Source organism: Paenibacillus sanguinis 2301083 = DSM 16941 (assembly GCF_000374825.1).
Taxonomy (GTDB): domain Bacteria; phylum Bacillota; class Bacilli; order Paenibacillales; family Paenibacillaceae; genus Fontibacillus; species Fontibacillus sanguinis.
Genome location: NZ_KB895377.1, coordinates 133,893 through 152,665, shown reverse-complemented (window position 1 = coordinate 152,665; position 18,773 = coordinate 133,893). Strand labels below are relative to the sequence as shown.

General features: G+C 49.4%; 17 protein-coding genes. 3 read left to right on the top strand and 14 right to left on the bottom strand.

What is annotated here, in order from left to right:
* Positions 1-14: 14 nt before the first annotated feature.
* The 8 genes from C557_RS0104175 to C557_RS0104140 all read right to left on the bottom strand — a co-directional run bounded on the left by C557_RS0104175 (position 15) and on the right by C557_RS0104140 (position 7,982).
* Positions 15-869 (bottom strand): carbohydrate ABC transporter permease, encoded by an 855-nt coding sequence (locus C557_RS0104175; protein WP_018750571.1) that lies wholly within the window; start codon positions 867-869, stop codon positions 15-17.
* A gap of 13 nt (positions 870-882) precedes the next feature.
* Positions 883-1,803, bottom strand: a complete 921-nt coding sequence (locus C557_RS0104170; RefSeq protein ID WP_018750570.1) for a carbohydrate ABC transporter permease — start codon at positions 1,801-1,803, stop codon at positions 883-885.
* 55 nt (positions 1,804-1,858) lie between these two features.
* Positions 1,859-3,205, bottom strand: coding sequence for an ABC transporter substrate-binding protein (locus C557_RS0104165; protein ID WP_018750569.1), 1,347 nt, complete (start codon positions 3,203-3,205; stop codon positions 1,859-1,861).
* 314 nt (positions 3,206-3,519) lie between these two features.
* Complete coding sequence (locus C557_RS22895; RefSeq protein ID WP_018750568.1) at positions 3,520-4,539, bottom strand: tyrosine-protein phosphatase; 1,020 nt, start codon at positions 4,537-4,539, stop codon at positions 3,520-3,522.
* 41 nt (positions 4,540-4,580) lie between these two features.
* On the bottom strand, positions 4,581-5,414 hold the full coding sequence (gene phnE, locus C557_RS0104155; RefSeq protein ID WP_018750567.1) for a phosphonate ABC transporter, permease protein PhnE: 834 nt from the start codon (positions 5,412-5,414) through the stop codon (positions 4,581-4,583).
* The gene (gene phnE / locus C557_RS0104150; RefSeq protein ID WP_018750566.1) at positions 5,415-6,212 is read right to left on the bottom strand and encodes a phosphonate ABC transporter, permease protein PhnE; all 798 of its coding nucleotides are present in this window, start codon (positions 6,210-6,212) and stop codon (positions 5,415-5,417) included.
* Positions 6,209-7,009, bottom strand: a complete 801-nt coding sequence (phnC, locus tag C557_RS22890) for a phosphonate ABC transporter ATP-binding protein (protein ID WP_018750565.1) — start codon at positions 7,007-7,009, stop codon at positions 6,209-6,211. Before phnC ends, phnE (C557_RS0104150) begins: the two co-directional genes overlap by 4 nt.
* A 46-nt stretch (positions 7,010-7,055) precedes the next feature.
* Complete coding sequence (locus C557_RS0104140; protein ID WP_154656136.1) at positions 7,056-7,982, bottom strand: phosphate/phosphite/phosphonate ABC transporter substrate-binding protein; 927 nt, start codon at positions 7,980-7,982, stop codon at positions 7,056-7,058.
* 183 nt (positions 7,983-8,165) lie between these two features.
* Here C557_RS0104140 and C557_RS0104135 point away from each other — a divergent pair, with 183 nt between their 5' ends.
* Together C557_RS0104135 and ppsA are read left to right on the top strand one after the other, a co-directional pair.
* Positions 8,166-8,813 (top strand): GntR family transcriptional regulator, encoded by a 648-nt coding sequence (locus C557_RS0104135; RefSeq protein ID WP_018750563.1) that lies wholly within the window; start codon positions 8,166-8,168, stop codon positions 8,811-8,813.
* Between the two features lie 513 nt (positions 8,814-9,326).
* Complete coding sequence (gene ppsA / locus C557_RS0104125; protein ID WP_018750561.1) at positions 9,327-11,951, top strand: phosphoenolpyruvate synthase; 2,625 nt, start codon at positions 9,327-9,329, stop codon at positions 11,949-11,951.
* A 296-nt stretch (positions 11,952-12,247) separates the two neighbouring features.
* Here ppsA and C557_RS0104120 read toward each other — a convergent pair whose 3' ends face one another.
* From C557_RS0104120 to C557_RS0104105, 4 genes are read right to left on the bottom strand one after another with little or no spacing between them, the layout of a single operon-like run.
* Complete coding sequence (locus tag C557_RS0104120) at positions 12,248-12,670, bottom strand: macro domain-containing protein (protein ID WP_018750560.1); 423 nt, start codon at positions 12,668-12,670, stop codon at positions 12,248-12,250.
* Between the two features lie 24 nt (positions 12,671-12,694).
* The gene (locus C557_RS0104115) at positions 12,695-13,531 is read right to left on the bottom strand and encodes a TIGR02452 family protein (protein WP_018750559.1); all 837 of its coding nucleotides are present in this window, start codon (positions 13,529-13,531) and stop codon (positions 12,695-12,697) included.
* Between the two features lie 13 nt (positions 13,532-13,544).
* Positions 13,545-14,096 (bottom strand): NADAR family protein, encoded by a 552-nt coding sequence (locus C557_RS0104110; protein ID WP_018750558.1) that lies wholly within the window; start codon positions 14,094-14,096, stop codon positions 13,545-13,547.
* Complete coding sequence (locus C557_RS0104105; RefSeq protein ID WP_018750557.1) at positions 14,096-14,989, bottom strand: NUDIX hydrolase; 894 nt, start codon at positions 14,987-14,989, stop codon at positions 14,096-14,098. The genes C557_RS0104110 and C557_RS0104105 overlap by 1 nt, the downstream gene beginning before the upstream one ends.
* A 278-nt stretch (positions 14,990-15,267) precedes the next feature.
* Between C557_RS0104105 and C557_RS0104100 the strand changes: the two genes are divergently transcribed.
* Positions 15,268-16,050, top strand: coding sequence for a glycosyltransferase (locus C557_RS0104100; protein ID WP_018750556.1), 783 nt, complete (start codon positions 15,268-15,270; stop codon positions 16,048-16,050).
* Between the two features lie 93 nt (positions 16,051-16,143).
* On the opposite strand, the gene C557_RS0104095 is transcribed toward C557_RS0104100, so the two are convergent.
* A complete protein-coding gene (locus tag C557_RS0104095) occupies positions 16,144-17,571 on the bottom strand; it encodes a hypothetical protein (protein ID WP_018750555.1) in 1,428 nt (475 codons plus the stop codon).
* A gap of 211 nt (positions 17,572-17,782) precedes the next feature.
* A complete protein-coding gene (locus C557_RS0104090) occupies positions 17,783-18,772 on the bottom strand; it encodes an ABC transporter permease (RefSeq protein ID WP_018750554.1) in 990 nt (329 codons plus the stop codon).
* Between the last annotated feature and the right edge of the window lies 1 nt (position 18,773).

Sequence of the window (18,773 nt, the reverse complement as noted above, 5' to 3'; positions counted from 1 at the left end):
CCGACATTGTTGTATTATTCTTTCACGGACCCGGCCAGCATGCCAGAGACCAGATATTTCTGCAAAAAGAACGAGATGATGATGACCGGGAAGCTGAATAAAGTAGCTGCCGCCGTCATCGGTCCCAGATCCAGATTATAGGCCGTCAAAAATTCCGATAGCGCGACGGGGACGGTCTTGGCTGAGCTGCTTGTCAGCAAAAGCGCCAGCAGAAAATCGTTCCACGCCAACAAAAAGGTGAAGATCCCTGTCGAGATGATCCCCGGGATGGTGATCGGCAAAATGACCTTGCGGAAGCTCACCAGCGGCGAAGCCCCGTCAATGGAAGCTGCTTCATCCATATCGATGGGAATTGCTTTGAAAAAGCTGATCATCATCCACAATACAAAGGGCATATTGACGGCTGCATACACCACGACCAGAGCAGGCAGATAATCATAGAAACCGAATTTTTGAATCAGGGCATAAATGGGAACCGCAATACTGGACATCGGAATCATCTTCAGGCACAGGACAAGCACCAGAAAGAACCCGCTTAATTTCGATGCCGCAGTTCGGGAAATCGCATACGAAGCCATGGACCCCAGGATCAGGCAGATCAACGTTCCCGCTGTCGCTGCCACTATACTGTTAAGAAAGAATTGCCCCATTCCCGTATATTGCGACAACTGAATATAATTCTCGATCGATAATACCTTGGGAAAGAAGGTCGGCGACGTGGAAATGACTTCGTTGGACGGTTTGAAAGAGGACAGCAGCATATATAAGTATGGAAAGATAAAGAGCATCAAAAACAAGGCTGCTGCCCCGTACATGATCAAGATCCAGATATTGTCTCTTCCATTTCGCCCGAGTCGTTCTGCAAACAATGGAATCGCCTCCCTATTCTTTAACTTTTCGCATGGATAGCAAGGTAATGCCTACCAGCAGCACAATGAAGATCACGGCCATCGCGCTCGCATACCCTACGTCACCGTAACGTTGCAGCATCTTGTAAATATGCACGCTCAAGAGCTCCGATGAATTAACAGGCCCCCCCTGCGTCATGACCCAGATGATATCGAAGGAACGCGCAGCATCGATAATACGCACGATCAGCGCACTCATAAGAATCGGTTTAATATTCGGAATGATAATCTTGAAAATCATTTGCGAACGGCTCGCTCCTTCGATTTGCGCCGCTTCATACAGGCTGTCCGGCACACCTTGAATCCCTGCCAGAAACATCAACATCATAAATGGGGTGGTCAGCCAGACATCCGCAATGATACATGACAGGAGTGAAAGGTTAGGATCAGCCAGCCACAGTATGCTGCTAGTGGATTCAATCAACCCCAGCTTGGCAAATAACGTATTAATAATCCCGAACTGATTGCTCAGCATGAACTTCCAGATCAAGCCGGCCACCAGCGGCGCAATCATTAATGGCGACAAAATCAAGGTGCGCAAGAACCGGAACCCGCGATATTTGTGCGTAAAGACAATCGCCAGGGTCAAGCCAAGCACCGTTTCAAGACCTACGGCCAGCAGCACATAAATGGCTGTATTCTTGAACGAGTTCCAGAACGAAGCTGATTCTATGGCACGAAGGTAATTATCGCCCCCTGCAAAAGTACGTGCCCCAACATCGTCCGTCATAAAGAAACTGTCGAACACGAGCATAAATAACGGATACAACAAGAACAGGAACATAAAAATAGCTGCTGGCAAAAAAAACAACAGCAATGTTTTCCGATCAATGGTCGAAGATACTCGTTGCCGAGGCTTTTTTTTAGGGGGAGAGGCTTTAGTTATCGTAAACATGTGCCCTGTCAGGCTCCTTTCTTAGGTGGCACGTTAGCACGCACCACCCTGGTTTCTATCTGCCTAAAATTTCTTCGATTTGCTTTTTGGCCAAATCTAATTCAGTAGCCGGGTCGCTGCCGGACAGCACCTTTTGCAGCATCGGAGAGAGAACTTCATTCTCAATTTGGCTCCACTGGGCAATCTGTGGTCTGTTCTGCGTTTGCGCTCCGTTAAGTGTCGCTTCAATGGCCTTCACATGCGCGTATTGCGGATTATCCTTATATTTGTCAAAGACGGACTTCCGGGCTGCAACTCCTAACGATTCCATATACAGCTCGTTCTGTTCATACATAAACTTGATATATTGCGCGGCAATGTCCTTCTTCGGCGAATCCTTCAAGACGACTTGGTACCAAGGCCCTGGCACCGCGCCAACACCATCTGCTCCGGCAATCATCGGCGCAGCCCCAACCTGTCCGGGCAGCGCTTGATCCGAGGAAAGATAAAAGTGTCCCCATGCAAGCTGCATCGCCAGTTTGCCGTTATTAAACAGCTCGGCAGTTTCGCTGCTCGCAATGGACAGATAGTCCTCAGGAACAACCTGTTCTTGGACTAGATTCTGCAAAAAGGCGAGCGCTTGTACATACGGCTCCCCGGTGATATTCACCTCGCCATTTTCATCCAGGATCAAGGAATCAACGCCCGCTTGAGTCACATGATCGAGCCAGCTGCTGACCGCATCGCCGCCTGTCTGTCCGAACACAGACACGCCGTACATCCCATCCTTGGTGAAGAATTTGGCAACGTCGGCATATTCATGCCAATTCGCTGGTGCTTTCAAGTCATAGCCGAATTCTTGTTTAAAATCCGCCTGATTCTTCGGATCCTCAAACAAATCCTTTCGATAGAGCAAAATTTTAGAATTGGTCCAGGTCGGAATTCCCAATAGCTCTTCGTTTATCGTAGCGCTTTCATTCAATTGAGGTAAAAAGTCATTCATCTGCTCTGCCGTCAGCACATCGCCTAATGGCTCCAGTCCCTTCGCCAATGAAGGAAACCATAAGACATCAATAATGGCTACATCGTGCGTTGATTTTTTTGCGTCAATTTCAGCCTTTAGCTTATCGTATACCCCGCTATAAGGAACGGAATCGATCTTGATTTTATAGCCTGTCTGTTCCTCAAACTGGGCTGCGGTTTTGCTCGCCACTTCAAATGCAGGTCCGCCGCCTTCGACTAATAACGTTAACGTCTTGTCATTAGAGCTGTCAGCAGAGCGACTTCCGCACCCGACTAACAGAATCGATAAACAAAAAAACAGTAAGATGCCCTTCATGACCCGCGTTGCTTTCATCCGTTTCTTCCCCCGGCTTGTATAAGAGATGCCGTCTTCCCGACGACTCTGTTGCCAGAATTCCATGCTGCATTCCTCCCGTTTTCTTAAAATGTAAGTGTTTTCATCAAACTTGATAAGCTTATTATAAGCGACGATAAAAAACATTTCAACCGGTTGAAATGTTTTTTATATTTATCCATTTGGAAGAGGCCATAGAAAGAAAATATGACCGCATGCTAAAAATCTGTAAATATAAAAAGAGCCTTTCCGATTTGGAAGACTCCTTCAGGCTTAATTTGTACTTTTTACGTATTCACAGATCATTCCCTAACCATTTTCCTTCCCATGGACTCCACAGATACCGGAATAAGCAGAGGAATACAATTCTTCAATCCTTGCTATTGCAGATAATCATCGCGAAGCTGACGAAGCTCTTCCAGGCTCAGGCCCAGGCCGCGCGTCCAATACGTTTCAAAATCTCCGTACTTACGGTCGATCTCGTCAAATGCGGCTTGTAGATAGGCAGGCCTGGCTTCCATCAGGGCGAACCGCACATCCTCCGGTAATTCCTTCATCTTTGTCGCCCACGCCGGGTCGCCTCCATTGCTGGTTTCGACGTTCAGACGCTCCGAGAACCGGTTCGTCAGCGCATAATCGTTCAAGATATCCTCGCGGCAGGCGCCAAGCGCCTGCAAGATAAGCGAGCCGATAAAGCCGGTGCGGTCCTTGCCCGCCGCGCAGTGGAAGAGAATCGGCGCTCCTTGCTGATCGAGCAGCCGGCGCAGGAAATGGGCCGCCAGCTCCGTATTGCCAACCATCTGCCGATTTGCATCAGCGAGCATATCCCCCGTCACGCTGGCGGCAAACATCTCTTCGGGATCGGTCGAGGCCATGAAGGAGAGATTCTCGGTCAGCTCTCCGCCGATGCGTGGACTGGGATACCGTTGGACTTCCCTCGGCGTGCGCAGGTCGCAAATCCAGACGATGCCCAGACTGCGAGCATATTGAATGTCCCGCTCCGTCATGCGGGCAAGCTCCGCAGAACGGTACAGCTTTCCCCACTGCACGCGGCGGCCGTCGGCCCCCGCATAACCGCCCATGTCCCGGAAATTCGGAACACTTCCTAGCGGAACGATCCGCTCCGCCACCGGCGGCAGCATTTCATCACCCAGTTGGATATGAAAGTAACCTCGTCCTTCCGGCTGCGGATCGGAAAAGCTGTGCGCAAACGGGCCTGCGGCTTCCGCGATCAGCCTGGCTTCCGACTCCGCGAATATCGGCAACGGGCTCCAATAAATGTGCACCGGCCGGTTCACTTCTTCCCCCAGCCAGGACAAGTGCAATTCCCCTGATATCATCCGCTCCAGTCTGACCCGCTCATCCCGCAAGGCGGCGGCTGGTTCCATTTTTCTAATCATAAAATAGCTCCTTCCCATTACAAAGGTAGTTCAAGTTATTGCTACGATTTTTTACGGAGACTAAGCTTCAAACGATTGGAAATGAGCTCGACGCTGAACACCATGGCAAAAATGACAAAACCGACGAATAACGCCTGATCAAACTTATAGCTCCGCATTGCGTGGGCCAGCTCGAAGCCGATACCGCCGGCGCCCACCGCGCCCAGGATGGTCGATTCCGCCAGATCCCCCTCAAACCTCATAACGCACCATGCCAGCAGCGCCGACAACGCGCAGGGCAGCACTCCTTGCAAAACGACTGCAAACCAGCCCGCGCCTGTGGCCTGTAGCGCATCGATCACGCCCTCATCCACTTCCTCCAGCGACTGGGCGAACACTTTGATCAGGCTGCCGATCGCCCCCATCATAATCGCCAGCACCCCAGGCAACGGCCCCATGCCGACCGCCACAATAAAGACAAGCGCCCACACCAGCGTAGGAATCGCGCGCAGCAAGGAGGCAACGAAGCGTACAAGCCAGGCCACCGCAGGATGAGGTGAAATGTTGTCGGCAGCCAGAAAGGCGAGAAAAAAAGCGACGACAATCGCCAATACCGTGCCTAGTAAGGCCACCTGAACGGATTCTATCGCTGCGGACAGCACGTAGTTCCATTGTGAAACGTCCGGAGGGAACATTTTGCTTGCCGTGTTGGCGAATTTCACCGCCCCTTCCAGCAGCCGACCGTAATCGAGATCAAGCTGGATCAGGCAAAATACGAAAAAGGCGGCCGCAATCGCTCCATAACCGGCGAACACCAGCTTTCGCCCGGTCGCCTGCCGTTTGGCCTGCCGCAATCGCTCGCTTACAGCCTTAACGTTTGCCACATGCTCGTTCAATCAGATCAACCTCCTTCTGACCCGGCTCGTCAGAAATTCCGTGCCTAGAACAATAATCAGCACAAGAATAATCGCCATGCTGACTTCCTTGTATTGAAACAGCTTGATGCCAGATTGAATCGCAAAACCTAATCCGCCTCCGCCGACCATGCCGACGATGGTTGAAGCCCGTACGTTAATCTCCAGATTGAACAGCGACCAGCCGATAAAGCTGGGCAGAAATTGCGGCAGCACAGCTTGCGTCAAGACGGCCCAATAGCCGGCGCCGGTGGCCCGCAGCGCCTCGACCTGGCCCATGTCGATCTCCTCTAGCGAATCGGCATAACAGCGTACGAGCATGCCGACCGAGACGAGCAGCAGGGACAGCAGGCCCACCAGATTGCCCAGCCCGAAAGAAGCGACGAACAGAATCGTCCAGATAATCACCGGGATATTGCGCAGCAAAGCGGAAAAACCGCGAATCAGCACGCGCAGCGCGGAATTCGGTGAGGTTGTGGCCGCCGCGAACAGCGCCAGAACACCGGCGATGAGTGAACCGAGGATCATAGCGACGAAGCTCATATAGATCGTATCAAGCGCCGGGTCAATCAGTCCGGGAAACTTGGAGGTATTCGGCGGCAGCAAATCGACAAACAGAAACCTCGTTACATTGCCAATACCGCCCCACAGCGCCACGGGATTGAAGCTCGTACCAATCGCCGACCATACGGTGAGCCCGATCAGCAAGATGACAAACAAAATCGTCTGATTGCGCTTGGCTTCCCGGATATGGCGCAAGCCACGATGATCACGCCTCATACGACCGCCTCCGCCGCCTTCCGGGGTTCCGGCTGGCTAAATGCGGCTTCCTTGGGTTCCCGGGCATAAATTTTGGCAATCATGTCATCCGTCAACTCCTCCGGCGTCCCATCAAAAATTTTCGTTCCCTTATGAATACCAATGATGCGGGTAGCGTACTTGCGGGCCATATCGACCTGATGCAGATTGCACAGGCAAGCGATTCCGTCCTCCTTGCAGAACCGGTGCAAGCTGCCCATCACCGTCTCGGAGGAAGCCGGATCCAGGCTGGCGATCGGTTCGTCGGCCAAAATCAGCTTCGGCCGCTGGGCTAGCGCCCGGGCGATGCCGACCCGCTGCTGCTGGCCACCGCTAAGCTCATCGGCTCGCTTATAGATTTGCTCCCCCAGACCAACACGCTCGAGCAGGCGCTCAGCCTCCTGAACATCCCGCTTGGAGAACAATCCCAACGCCCCCTGCCAACTGCTCATATACCCGAGCCGGCCGTGGAGGACATTGGTCAAGACGGACACGCGATTTACCAGATTGAAACCCTGGAAAATCATGCTGATTTCCCGGCGTAGCCGTCTCAACTTCCGACCGCCGGACCCTACGGTTTGTTCACCCTGAAACAGGATACTCCCCGACGTCGGCTCCACAATCCGGTTCAGGCAGCGGAGGAGCGTGCTTTTGCCCGCTCCGCTCGGCCCGATGACCACGACAAATTCGCCCGACTCGACCTGGATATCGATCCCGCTCAGCCCCACTGTTCCGTCCGCGTAAACTTTCTGCAAACCTTCCACCTGCAGCAATGGCATTTTTTCCAATTCCTCCGTCTCTTTAAGGTTCGTTATTTTTATTGCATTATTGGCTCAGCATTTCCGTCGGAGACATCTCCAGCATTTCCGCTACTTCGCGCACGCCGTCAAAATCGGAATCCTCCGCGGAGAAGAAGCCTTTAGCCCCCAGCGCCTCGAAATATTCCGGATGCTTCTCCGAGTAACCCAAAGCGAACTCGCGCATCTTGTCCACCAAATCCTGCGGCAAATCACCGCGATATGCGAGTGCTCCTCCGCCTTTAATCGGATCGGACTCGGCGATCACGCGGATATCCTCAGCATTAAACAGCCCGGAATCTGCGAACATCTGGATGCACTGGCTGCAGGTGGCCGCCGCATCAGCGTCCCCGTTAGCGATCGCCAGCAATGACTTGTCATGCCCGCCGGAAAAAGAGACGTTCCCGAAAAACTCCGGAACTTCATCGTTTTTAAGCCCAAGCAGCTTCATCAAAGTGGCCCGCGGGTACAAATGCCCGGTCGTCGAAGCCGGATCGGCAAACAGGAAGTCCTTCCCTTTCAAGTCCTGCACGGTCTGAACCGGGGAATCCTTCGGCACGATGATCACGCTAGTCCCTTCCGAACCGGGGCCGTTGCCCATCGAGGCCAGCAACTTGGCATCGCTGCGCTCTACCGCGATAATGTAACCGAAAGGACCATAGGTCGTCAGGTCGATCTTTTTCGACCGCATCGCCTCGATCATCATGTTGTAATCCTCGCCTTGAAACGTCTCTACCTTAATGCCCAGATACTCTCCTAAATCTTTGGAAAATTGATCCGCCGTACGGCTCATTTCTCCGTCCTCCATCGGCATGCTGCCGACGCGCAGCACGGATGGCCAACCTTCCGGCCCATCGCCGCCGCTTGCCCCTTCTTCTTTACCTCCGCAACCCGCCAACGCCAACAGCATGGCCGAAATGAACAGCGCCATAACCCACTTTCCTTTTACCAACACACCACAACCCCTTTCAAACTTGTATGCAACTAGAATACAACTTGAATGTAAAGTTCATATTTTCGTAAATAATAAGTTTTGTTAAACTGTTTATAGGGTTGCGAACAGAAAAGTTTGATTGATAAGATGAGGATGCACTTGTTCAAATCCGATTTTCATTCTCTTTGGAAAGGAATTTTCGCTATGAAGTCCCAATCGCTTGTCCATACAGCCTACAAAGTTCTCAAGGAGCGGATTGTGGAGGGCCACCTGATGCCAGGAACTATGCTGTCCGAGAATGAGCTGGCCGAAGAGCTGCAGATGAGCCGTACACCGGTCCGTAACGCCATTACCCTCCTGGAAGCGGAAGGTTTTGTTCTATCGCTTAAAAACCGGGGCGTTCTGGTGAAAGAAATATCCAGCAAGGAAATGATGGATATGTTTGAAACGACGTTGGCAATGCTGGCCTACGCCTTGGACATGACCAAGGAGCTGAGCATCCAGATGAACTTCGAGAAGCTGGATGAGTTTGTGCAGAAGCAAATGGAGGCAGAAAAAGCGGATGATTATCTGTCTTATATGAAAAACTCCATGTTGTTTTTTAAAGCGGTCATTTCGTCGATCAACAATCGAGCCATGCTTGATGTGATGGAGGGTTACTGCGACAAGCTGGCGATGGCCGCCTATATCAATTATTTAAAAACACCCTATGTAAAGCACTATTCGGCCAATCATCTGAACCTTTCCATTCTGGAAGCGCTGAAAGCAGGTAATGATGAGGAAGCCAGGCGAATCATTAAAGGCTTTAGTATGGCAACCCGCAGCCGGATTATGAGCGGTATCCCCCTTTAGGTTGCGGGGGGAACCTCCATTTACAATGACTAATTCAACACGATTCGTCCCCGCACCTATGACGGAAATCATCTGGTTTTTCAGGGCATGAATCAGGAAATGAGCCTACGCAAGCATCAACGGGATGTATATGCTGCAAAAGCTGGGACTGAACTTTTTTGATAATTGGGCGGCAACGTTGAAGTCCCGATTGGTTCTTCGCGGTATCGCGGACCAGACACACAAAGGAATGGAACAATAGCTCACAACAAAAAGAAAACCGCTCCAAAGGAACGGAATTTACTTCTTTAAGGACAGCAATCGTTATCAGAAGTAATAAAGACCAAAAAAGAACCTGAATCGTAATGATCAGGTTCTTTCGTATTGCATATAAACGAACATAATGATATGATCAATTCACGCATTTCATATATCAGAAAGCATAGTTAACGTATTTTATATATTTAATTTACCATGCCATTGGATTCTTGTCAAATGTTTTTTTCACACACTAAGGGTTAGGAGAGATTGAGAATGGATGCTATGGTTCTTGGTTTCAAGGAAATGGACACAACGCAGCTCTTGCTCGTCGGCGGGAAGGGGCTGAACCTGGGTGAATTGTCAAAAATTCAAGGAATACAAGTGCCAGAGGGCTTTTGCGTGACAACGACAGGCTACCAAATGGCCATTGAGCGCAACACAACACTTCAGGCATTGCTGGAACAATTAGCGCTGCTAACTGTAGCGGATCAAGATCACATTAACGACATCAGCCGCAAGATTCGGCATACCATTATGGAAGCAGAAATTCCTTTCGCTGTGGTAGACGCTGTTGCCCATCATCTCTCCTTACTCGGTGATGAACACGCTTATGCTGTACGATCTAGCGCGACGGCTGAAGACTTACCACATGCTTCCTTTGCCGGACAGCACGACACATACTTGAATGTTATTGGGCAAAAGTCCATCTTAGAGCATATCAGCAAATGCTGGGCTTCTCTATTCACGGATCGCGCTATTATCTACCGTATGCAAAATGGCTTTGACCATAGCCAAGTGTATTTATCCGTCATTGTGCAGAGAATAGTGTTCCCGCAGGCTTCAGGTATTATGTTCACCGCTGATCCAATAACGTCGAACCGCAAGCTGCTATCCATCGATGCGAGCTTTGGACTTGGGGAAGCCTTGGTCTCTGGATTGGTATCTGCCGATGGCTATAAGGTACAGGATGAGAAGGTTGTCGATAAGCGAGTCGCAAGCAAGAAGCTCGCCATCTATGGACGAAAGGAAGGCGGGACGGAGACCCGCCAGCTCGATCCTGCACAGCAGCATGCGCAGACACTTACGGAGGAAGAGATTGTGCGGCTGGCACGCATAGGCAGACAGATCGAAGCTTATTTTGGCAGCCCACAGGACATCGAATGGTGCTTGGCGGATCATGAGTTTTACATTGTGCAGAGTCGGCCAATTACTACGCTATTCCCGATCCCTGTGGTGGATGATCAAGACAATCATGTATACGTATCTGTGGGACATCAGCAAATGATGACCGATCCCATCAAGCCATTGGGATTGTCTTTTTATCTGTTAATTACTCCTGCACCTATGCGGACAGCTGGTGGGAGGTTATTTGTTGATGTTGCGTCCAGTCTGGCTACTCCTGTCGGACGGGAAGCCTTATTAAATGCTCTGGGGTCCGATCCGCTCATAAAAGGCGCACTCATGACCATCATAGAGCGAGACTTTATACCCTTGTTACCAAGTGACCCAACAGCACCGACAAATCAGGCAGTTGTTCAGACAAAATCCATTCCGAACGAAAATAATACAGATGTGCAGGCTCCCTTCGAGAACAATCCATCAATTGTTACGGAGCTGATTCAGCGTAGTCAAGCATCAATTGAAGAGCTGCAGCAACGCATCCAGGGAAAATCGGGAGTGGACGTGTGTGATTTTATTCTGGAGGATGTCCAGGAATTAAAGAAGATCCTGTTTGATCCACAAAGTACGGCTGTGTTTATGGCTGCCATCCATGCCTCAGCATGGATCAACGAGAATATGAACGAATGGTTAGGTGAAAAAAACGCTGCAGATACGCTTTCTCAATCTGTACCTCACAATATTACTTCAGAAATGGGTCTGGCGCTGTTGGATGTCGCGGATGTCATTCGCCCTTATCCAGAAGTGATTGAATATTTACAGCATACGAAAGATGATAACTTTCTGGATGAACTGCTTAAGTTCAACGGCGGGCAGGAGACCCAGAGCGCGATCTATGATTATCTCCGCAAATATGGAATGCGATGTACCGGGGAAATCGATATCACGAGAGCTCGCTGGAGCGAGAAACCCATTACACTGGTTCCTATGATTGTTGGCAACATCAAGAACTTCGAGCCTAATGAGGGTACACGGAAGTTTGAGCAAGGCCGCCAGGAAGCTTTGGACAAAGAACAAGAGTTAATCGATCGATTAAAGCAATTACCAAATGGTGACCAGAAGGCCAAAGAAACCAAACGAATGATCAACCTCATCCGGAATTTCATTGGCTACCGGGAATATCCAAAATACGGCATAGTAACTCGCTACTTCGTGTATAAGCAGGCTTTACTGAAGGAAGCCGAACGACTCGTTCAAGCTGGCGTGATCCATGAAGCAGCGGATATTTACTATCTCAGCTTCAAGGAGCTTCATGAAGTCGTGCGCACCCATGAACTCGACTACCAGATCATCAGCCAACGCAAAGACGACTACAAATTATACGATAAGCTGACACCACCTCGTGTGCTCACATCCGATGGTGAGATCATTGTAGGGAAGTATCAGCGAGAGCATCTCCCTGTCGAAGCTATAGCAGGACTAGCCGTATCCTCCGGAGTGGTCGAGGGCCGCGCACGCGTAATTCTGCACATGGAGGATGCTGAACTGGAGGATGGGGATATATTAGTCACCTCCTTTACGGACCCAGGCTGGACACCATTATTTGTATCCATAAAAGGCCTGGTTACCGAGGTGGGGGGACTGATGACGCATGGAGCAGTGATCGCACGAGAATATGGCTTGCCAGCCGTCGTGGGAGTGGAGAATGCTACCAGGCTGATCAAGGATGGGCAACGAATTCGCGTGCATGGCACTGAAGGGTACATCGAGATTATCTAAGTATATTCATAAGCAAAGCGAGCGCGGCCTCGCCCTTCTGTCTTTGACGTAGGCAAGAAGGGAGGCCTGCTCGCTTTCAGTGCTACTTTATAAACATTTTCCTTTACAAAGCAGAATGCTTATTTATGCTTTTGTAATGGACATGCTCCCTTCGACCCCCGCAGACAATAAGGTCAAGCGGCTCAAGAAATCGGGAGCTATTATACGAGTGATGAACTAAACGCTTTGTTCGAAGTCGTGAAAGGGAATCCGGTTGAGTTGGCTGTCATACTGGCTGCTGCATTTCAGCTTCCTCCTTACAACGAGCAAACGACAATTTCAATACCCGTTCCCTCGAATACTTCTTGAATCATTGGCTTCACTTTATTCCACTTCAGCCGGTCCAGCCCGCAACCGATTTGCGGCATTGCTAGCTTGGTTATCCCCTCCGCTTCACATACCGATTTCATGGAAGCCAAGGAAGCATTTAAAGTCCCATAAGTGGGTTTATGCCAGTATTTATCCTTGGTCACCAAATTCAGTGTCCGACCCACCGCATAGCAGATACCAATCTCCAAGGGCTGGCTCCGAGCCTGCTCCTGCAATGCGTTCAGATCAAATCTCTGTCTGAACTGTACAGCAATTCCCGCCCCCATCTTGGCATCAGCGGAAATACAATGCGCCAGATGGTATGCCTCCTCCATTTCAAATAGGTCAGCCTGAATCTCTCTAAGCATCATGCGGTCCCCTCCTCTTTCCTTTCCTCAATCCGCCGGGAACGTCTCTTCAAACGCCGAGATACAAGCAGCTTGCTTCGATCGATCCAGCACAGCATAGACAATTTCATCAAAATAGCTCCCGTATCCCTCCGTCTCAAGCAACTCCTTCCACCACCTCGCTACTTGATGCGGGTCGTTGCGGAATACACCGCAGCCATAAGCGCCAAGCACCAGAGTACGATGTCCCTGTTCAGCGAATAATGTCAAGGCCAGACGCATCCGCTCCTGCATGACTGTGGCAGCTTGCTCAGGGGACTCGCCCTTTAGCAGCACCTGCCCATAGTTCACCGCTGGCAGAGTAAGCACCGATGCGGTTACCGGCTCGGCCAGCAAGTCAAACCGCTCATTGCGAAAGAATACAACCTCTGGCGAGTAAATGGCATGATGTGTATACATCATCGACCGGTTGGCCCGGTTGGCCTCATAGTAACCGGGATGCCGCAGCAAGCTGCCATATAATCCACTGGAAGCAGCCAGACTTTCCTCCTGGGCCATAGCTCCGTTCAGAAATCCCCCGCCTGGGTTCTTCGCACTGGCGAAATTCAATACGCCCACCCGCTGCGCTCCGGCTTCATGCAACTCCAGAATCGCCTGCACGGTAGCGATATTAGCCACTCGCTGCCGCAGCAAGGAGCTGTTGGCAAGCGTTGTCCGCCGCCGATATTTCTCCAGCAATGCTTCCGCTTCCTGAGGGCGTATCAAAATGCTGTCCTGCTCCGAATGGCGTTGAGCTTCCTGGATATCCACCCTTTTCCCTTCATAGTCATAGAACCCTTGCTCCATAATCTGTACTGTTTGCTTTGCTATTTCTTTACGTTCCATTAATAACTCTCCCTTAGATCTCCAGCAAGTGGTCCCGAACCTCTGTCAAGGCAAATCCCAACTGGTTTTTCCCTCGCCATTTCAGCGGATTCTCCGCATCCGGATTGGACTTCCCCATACCAATGCCCCAGACGCGGTCACGTGGACTTGCTTCTACTAAAATCCGATTTTTTGTCGTTTTCATAAAATCCCAAAGTGCAGCATTCTGCGAGAACTTGGCCAGATTCCCGCGCTTCACAATGTCATAACATTGCTCCGCCCACACCTGCTGATCGAAGTGCCGCACAGCTCGGCCAAACGCCTTCATTTCCTTGGGATGGCCTGACTTCATAATCGCCTCCAACATCTCCGTGTCGCCAAACAACCGCGCTTTCTCGGCCATCATATACTGTTCTGTACAAGAATAGGCGATGCCGTCAACCTCGAAGGAGCACATCCACCATTGGCTGAAGCAGCTCTGATTAATCCCTCCATCGGCGGGCGGCGTATGCCCCCAAAAGAACAAAAATTTAAATTTCTCCCCGGCCTGATAAGCCTGACGCAAGGCATCCAAGCTGTAAATCATCACAGCATCCCCTCCCAATTTCTACGGTACAAACGTGACGGACGATGACCGGCATGCTCGGTATAATGATCCGTCTCTTCAACAAGATGAGCCACCTTGCGGCGGAAGGCCGCCTTCAGCAATTCCTTGCCAAGAATAACCTCATAGACCTGCTGCAGCGCTGTCAGTGTGAACAGCTTTGGCATCAGATGCAGAGCAATGCCCGTATACTCTACCTTGCCCCGCAGCCGTTCCACTGCCGTGCTAATAATTTTGGCATGATCGAAGGCCAACCCCTCGTTGGACAAAATCACATATTCCATCCGGGTCGCCGATGCCGTTAACGTCACTCTTCGCTCAACCACTGCGGTCAGGCATTCCTGCTCCGTGCTCAGCTTCAATTCGTATTGCCAGGAGTGGACAACCGCCTCCTGCTGAAGCTCCTTCTGCTCCTTCAGCAACTGGTAGCTCAGCGTGAACCATGCGGCGCGATCCGCATCATCCCCCGCTTGCAGCGCCACCTGACTGCTATCGATCAGCGCCATATAGGCGCAGCTCATCACCCAGGTTCGCGGGTCGCGCTCCGGCTCGCTGAAGGTATATAGCTGCTCCAGATACACATCATCCACGCCGCTCTCTTCCCGGAGCTCGCGGGCCGCCGCTTGCTCCGTAGTCTCGTGAGGGCGAACGAACCCTCCCGGCAAGGCCCATTTGCCCAGGAACGGGTGACCCCCACGCTGAATCAACAGTACCCGAAGCGTCTTCTCAGGAAGCTTGCGATAATTGGCCCGTTCATCATCCATCACCGTAAAGATCACCATATCAGTAGCTACGGAGGGCCGTTCATAGTCCCCTGCATTATACTGCTGCAAGAACTCTTCTTCGGTCAGGCCGTCCCGATCGCGCAAAGTCATAAGGTCACCGCTTTCTATCTTAGTAAATTATTGATATTATCTATTTATTAATAACAAAATAAACCTTTTTCTCGACTTTGTCAACCCGTATGGTAGAGCGATGCAAAGCCGAGGGTCCTGCTGTCAACGGTTCACGGTTGGGCGCTTTACTTGAACGCCACCTTAAGAGTGACCTGATTTGGCAAGGTCTATGAATCTGTCTATTTCATGAAGTGAGGTTGATTCATATGATGCTACATCAGCATTCTGATGCCAATTCGTAATTAGGAGGCTATCCCATGGTGGAGAACAATCGTCCAGCCATCAAACCCATTATAGAAATCCAATTTAATAATTGGGGCGGCACGCCAGACCGCCTGACCAAGAAATGGATTGACGGCCGCATGGCTTTATTTATGAACTATGCCTTGAAGAGCTTGCGACTTCAGACGGTTCAAGCCTTTCAATGCTACATTCTGTACGATCCCCAGACGGAGCCAATCATTCACGCCGCATTGAATCGCTACCCGGCCTTACCCGCCAATATCCACTTCGTAACGCCTATTGGTTATAAGACTTCGCTGGCGCAAGTTCTGCAAGGACATCGTTTCTTTTACCGCATTTATCTATCCAGCGATGATCTCTATCATAGAAATTTTATTAGATCTCTTCTTGCCTTGAAACCGAAGAAGGATACTTTGGCATTGGTTCCGCAATACGGTTACATCTATGACTCCGTTCAGGACCGATTAGGCAAATTCTTCTTCTGGCTGCCTAGCTACGGGGCTACCATCCACAGTGTCGATGAGTTCCTGTCGATCAAGCAATTCAGGTATAGCTGGCGGGATGCCCTGAAGATCCCGCGTGAATTCATTAACATTAAAGAACCGATCTGGATTAATCACATCCATGCCTTTAACACGGGCATGTCCTTTGACAAAGCCCTGACCTGGCAAATCAAGGGCGTAATGGATGCCTCTACGCTGGAGCCTTGGAGCGACAGCAGCAGATCCTGTGCTTGCTTCGGTCCGGAGATTACCCGTCCAGCAGAAAAGAAGCAAATCCTAGCGCAATTTTATTGAGAAATACAGCAAAGCCTCCATCCGGAAGCAGGATGGAGGCTAATTTGTTAGAGCTTAAAACGTATAATTCAATATCATGGCTTCAAAGCACCGCTATTCACCCGCTAAAATTTGAACCAAGCCCTGCTTGGAGTCAATATTTTTCTCCATGGTGTCCGCCTGGTTCTCCCAGTTCTCAAACTGCCCGTAGGCGGTGTAGATTGTTGAGCCTGTCGGCAGCTCAGGATGCTCATTCTCACCGTTGGTTCCCCAGTTAACCCATCCGGAATCATTTCTTTGTACAATCTGATAACGCGCTACCACTTCACTTGTATACCAAACCATAGCATAGCCTGTTTCCTCGTTAAGCTCTGCTGTTTTATTAGCACTCATCGGGAAAATGGTCTGCTCTGGCGCACTGTTCACATCTACAAACTTGTTAAACAACACTTGATTATTTCGTTCACTCTGATGAACCCGCATATGGGATTCAGGAATGATCTCATTCACATGTTCTCTGATTTCATCTGAGGGCAGTATGCCTTCTTGTACACAGAAGATTCTCCAGAAATAATCCCAGGAGACCGCATTAATATCATCTCCGATGCTATCCTTGTACTTCTTGAGATTTGGACTTGCCTGTTCATCCGCTTCTTCAAGCAACCGATGCACACCATCAGATAAAATATTTGCGTACAAATCGCCTTCCCGATAGTAGGTTCCCCCATATGAAGCAAAGGACGTAAATACTCTTTCTCCTTGCCCGCTCTCGAATTCATCACCCACGGTAATTTTATTTACAACAGGGATGCCATCAACAACGGTTGAAAAATCATCCACGTCATATTTTCTTCTAAACCAAGGCGTATTATAGAAGAACTCCCAAACAATCGAAAATGCTTTGCCCTTTAGATTATCATCCAATCCATCCGGAATCGTTCCATTCATCCGATATCGGCAATAAATAGGCCCCTCAACCTCAACTACACAATCTACTTTTGTATGCTCTGGCGGGTTAATCAACCCGTTTTTAGGAGTGAAAAAGGGACCATAAAATCCGCCAATCGCATTAGAATAATCCTTGATCAGATTTTTCTTCTCTGCTTTGGCTTCAAAATAGCGAATTCCCCATTTCCCATACGAGGTGCCATCTGCTGTCCCTGAGCATAGCTCCAGAATGTAATAACCTGTATCCAGTCTTCGGAAGCCATCGGCTTGTACAACTTCCAATTTCTCAATACCACTAAACTTCTCTTGGCGATCTATTGGCTTACTATCTGCATAGAGCCAATACGATGTAACGAGCTGATCCATATTGCTTACTATATAGACGATGGAAGCTTCCTGGATGTATTCCCCCTCCAAAATTTCATCTATAATTTGAAAGGGAATTTTGTGCCCGGAATGATCATGTAGCTCAAGGCTATCCTTATGAACGCGAACGTCCGAGAAATTGAGCTTTGTGATAACCGGTTCGTTCCTTCTAGGCAAATGATCGGGATTATTTAGCATAATCTGAAATTTATATTTAAAGTTGTTCAAGATGTTAACCTCTCTTCATGTTTGATTATTTGGCTAAATAAGTTGAACTTATGATTAAGACAAAGAAGCAGACGAGAAAATGTTCTTACGATCGCTGTTGCTCACAGATTTCTTTGATTCAATAAATTCTTATAAGGTAGAAATCCCATCCCAAAGGCGAACGCTCCGCTTCTTCAGAATCATTTTCTCGCTTACTTGTTTTGCCTTTTCTTTAGTTCAACTTATATAGCTTGAAAGAAAACGGAAGCTTCTTCCCTTTTTGAGCATCAATCAGAACGGCAATCAAGATGATCAAGCCTTTAACCAGCAACTGCCAAAATGAGCTTACTCCCATCAGGTTGAGTCCGTTACTCACAATCCCAATAATCAATACACCAAAGATCGTGCCGCTAATTCTACCTCTGCCACCTGCCATAGATACGCCGCCGAGTACACAAGCCGCAATAGCATCCATTTCGTACCCTGAACCAACCGAAGGTTGACCGGAGTACATTCTTGCCGAGAGTACAATACCCGCCAAGGCTGCCAGTAAACCGGCAATGGTATAAACAGCAATTTCTACTTTTTTACTTGGAACCCCTGATAGGCGAGCAGCTTCTCTATTACCACCGATAGCAAATATATTCGTTCCGAATCTAGTTTTATTTAAAATGATGATGAAGATAATTGTTAGTATGACCATATACACAACCGGCAAGGGCAGAAAGCCAAAGAGCTTGCCTGTGCCAATCAGGGTATATGCATCGTTCGTAATACGTGCTGAGCGTCCTCCACTATAGATGTAGGCAATACCCTGAGCGATATTCATTGTGGCCAAGGTTACGATAAAAGCAGGCAATTTAAAATGAGCAATGATGACCCCGTTAAAGAATCCCAGGATTACCCCGATGAGAATCCCTAGCAATATAGCAACTGGAATAGGCATTCCGTTATTAACAATGAAGCCTACGGTCAAAGTACCTGAAGCCGCAACTATCGCCCCCACGGACAGGTCAATCCCCCCAAGAATCATGATGAGCGTCATCCCGAGAGCTAAAAACACGTTATTGGATACTTGCCGCAATACAGAAATCAAATTATCTGTCGTTAAGAATACGGGTGAGACAATAGATAGAATAATACATAGGATTAACAATACGAAAATAATCCCCATATTAGTTTTTAGCATGGACGTAAAACCACTCGCCGCTTTAGTTTTCATA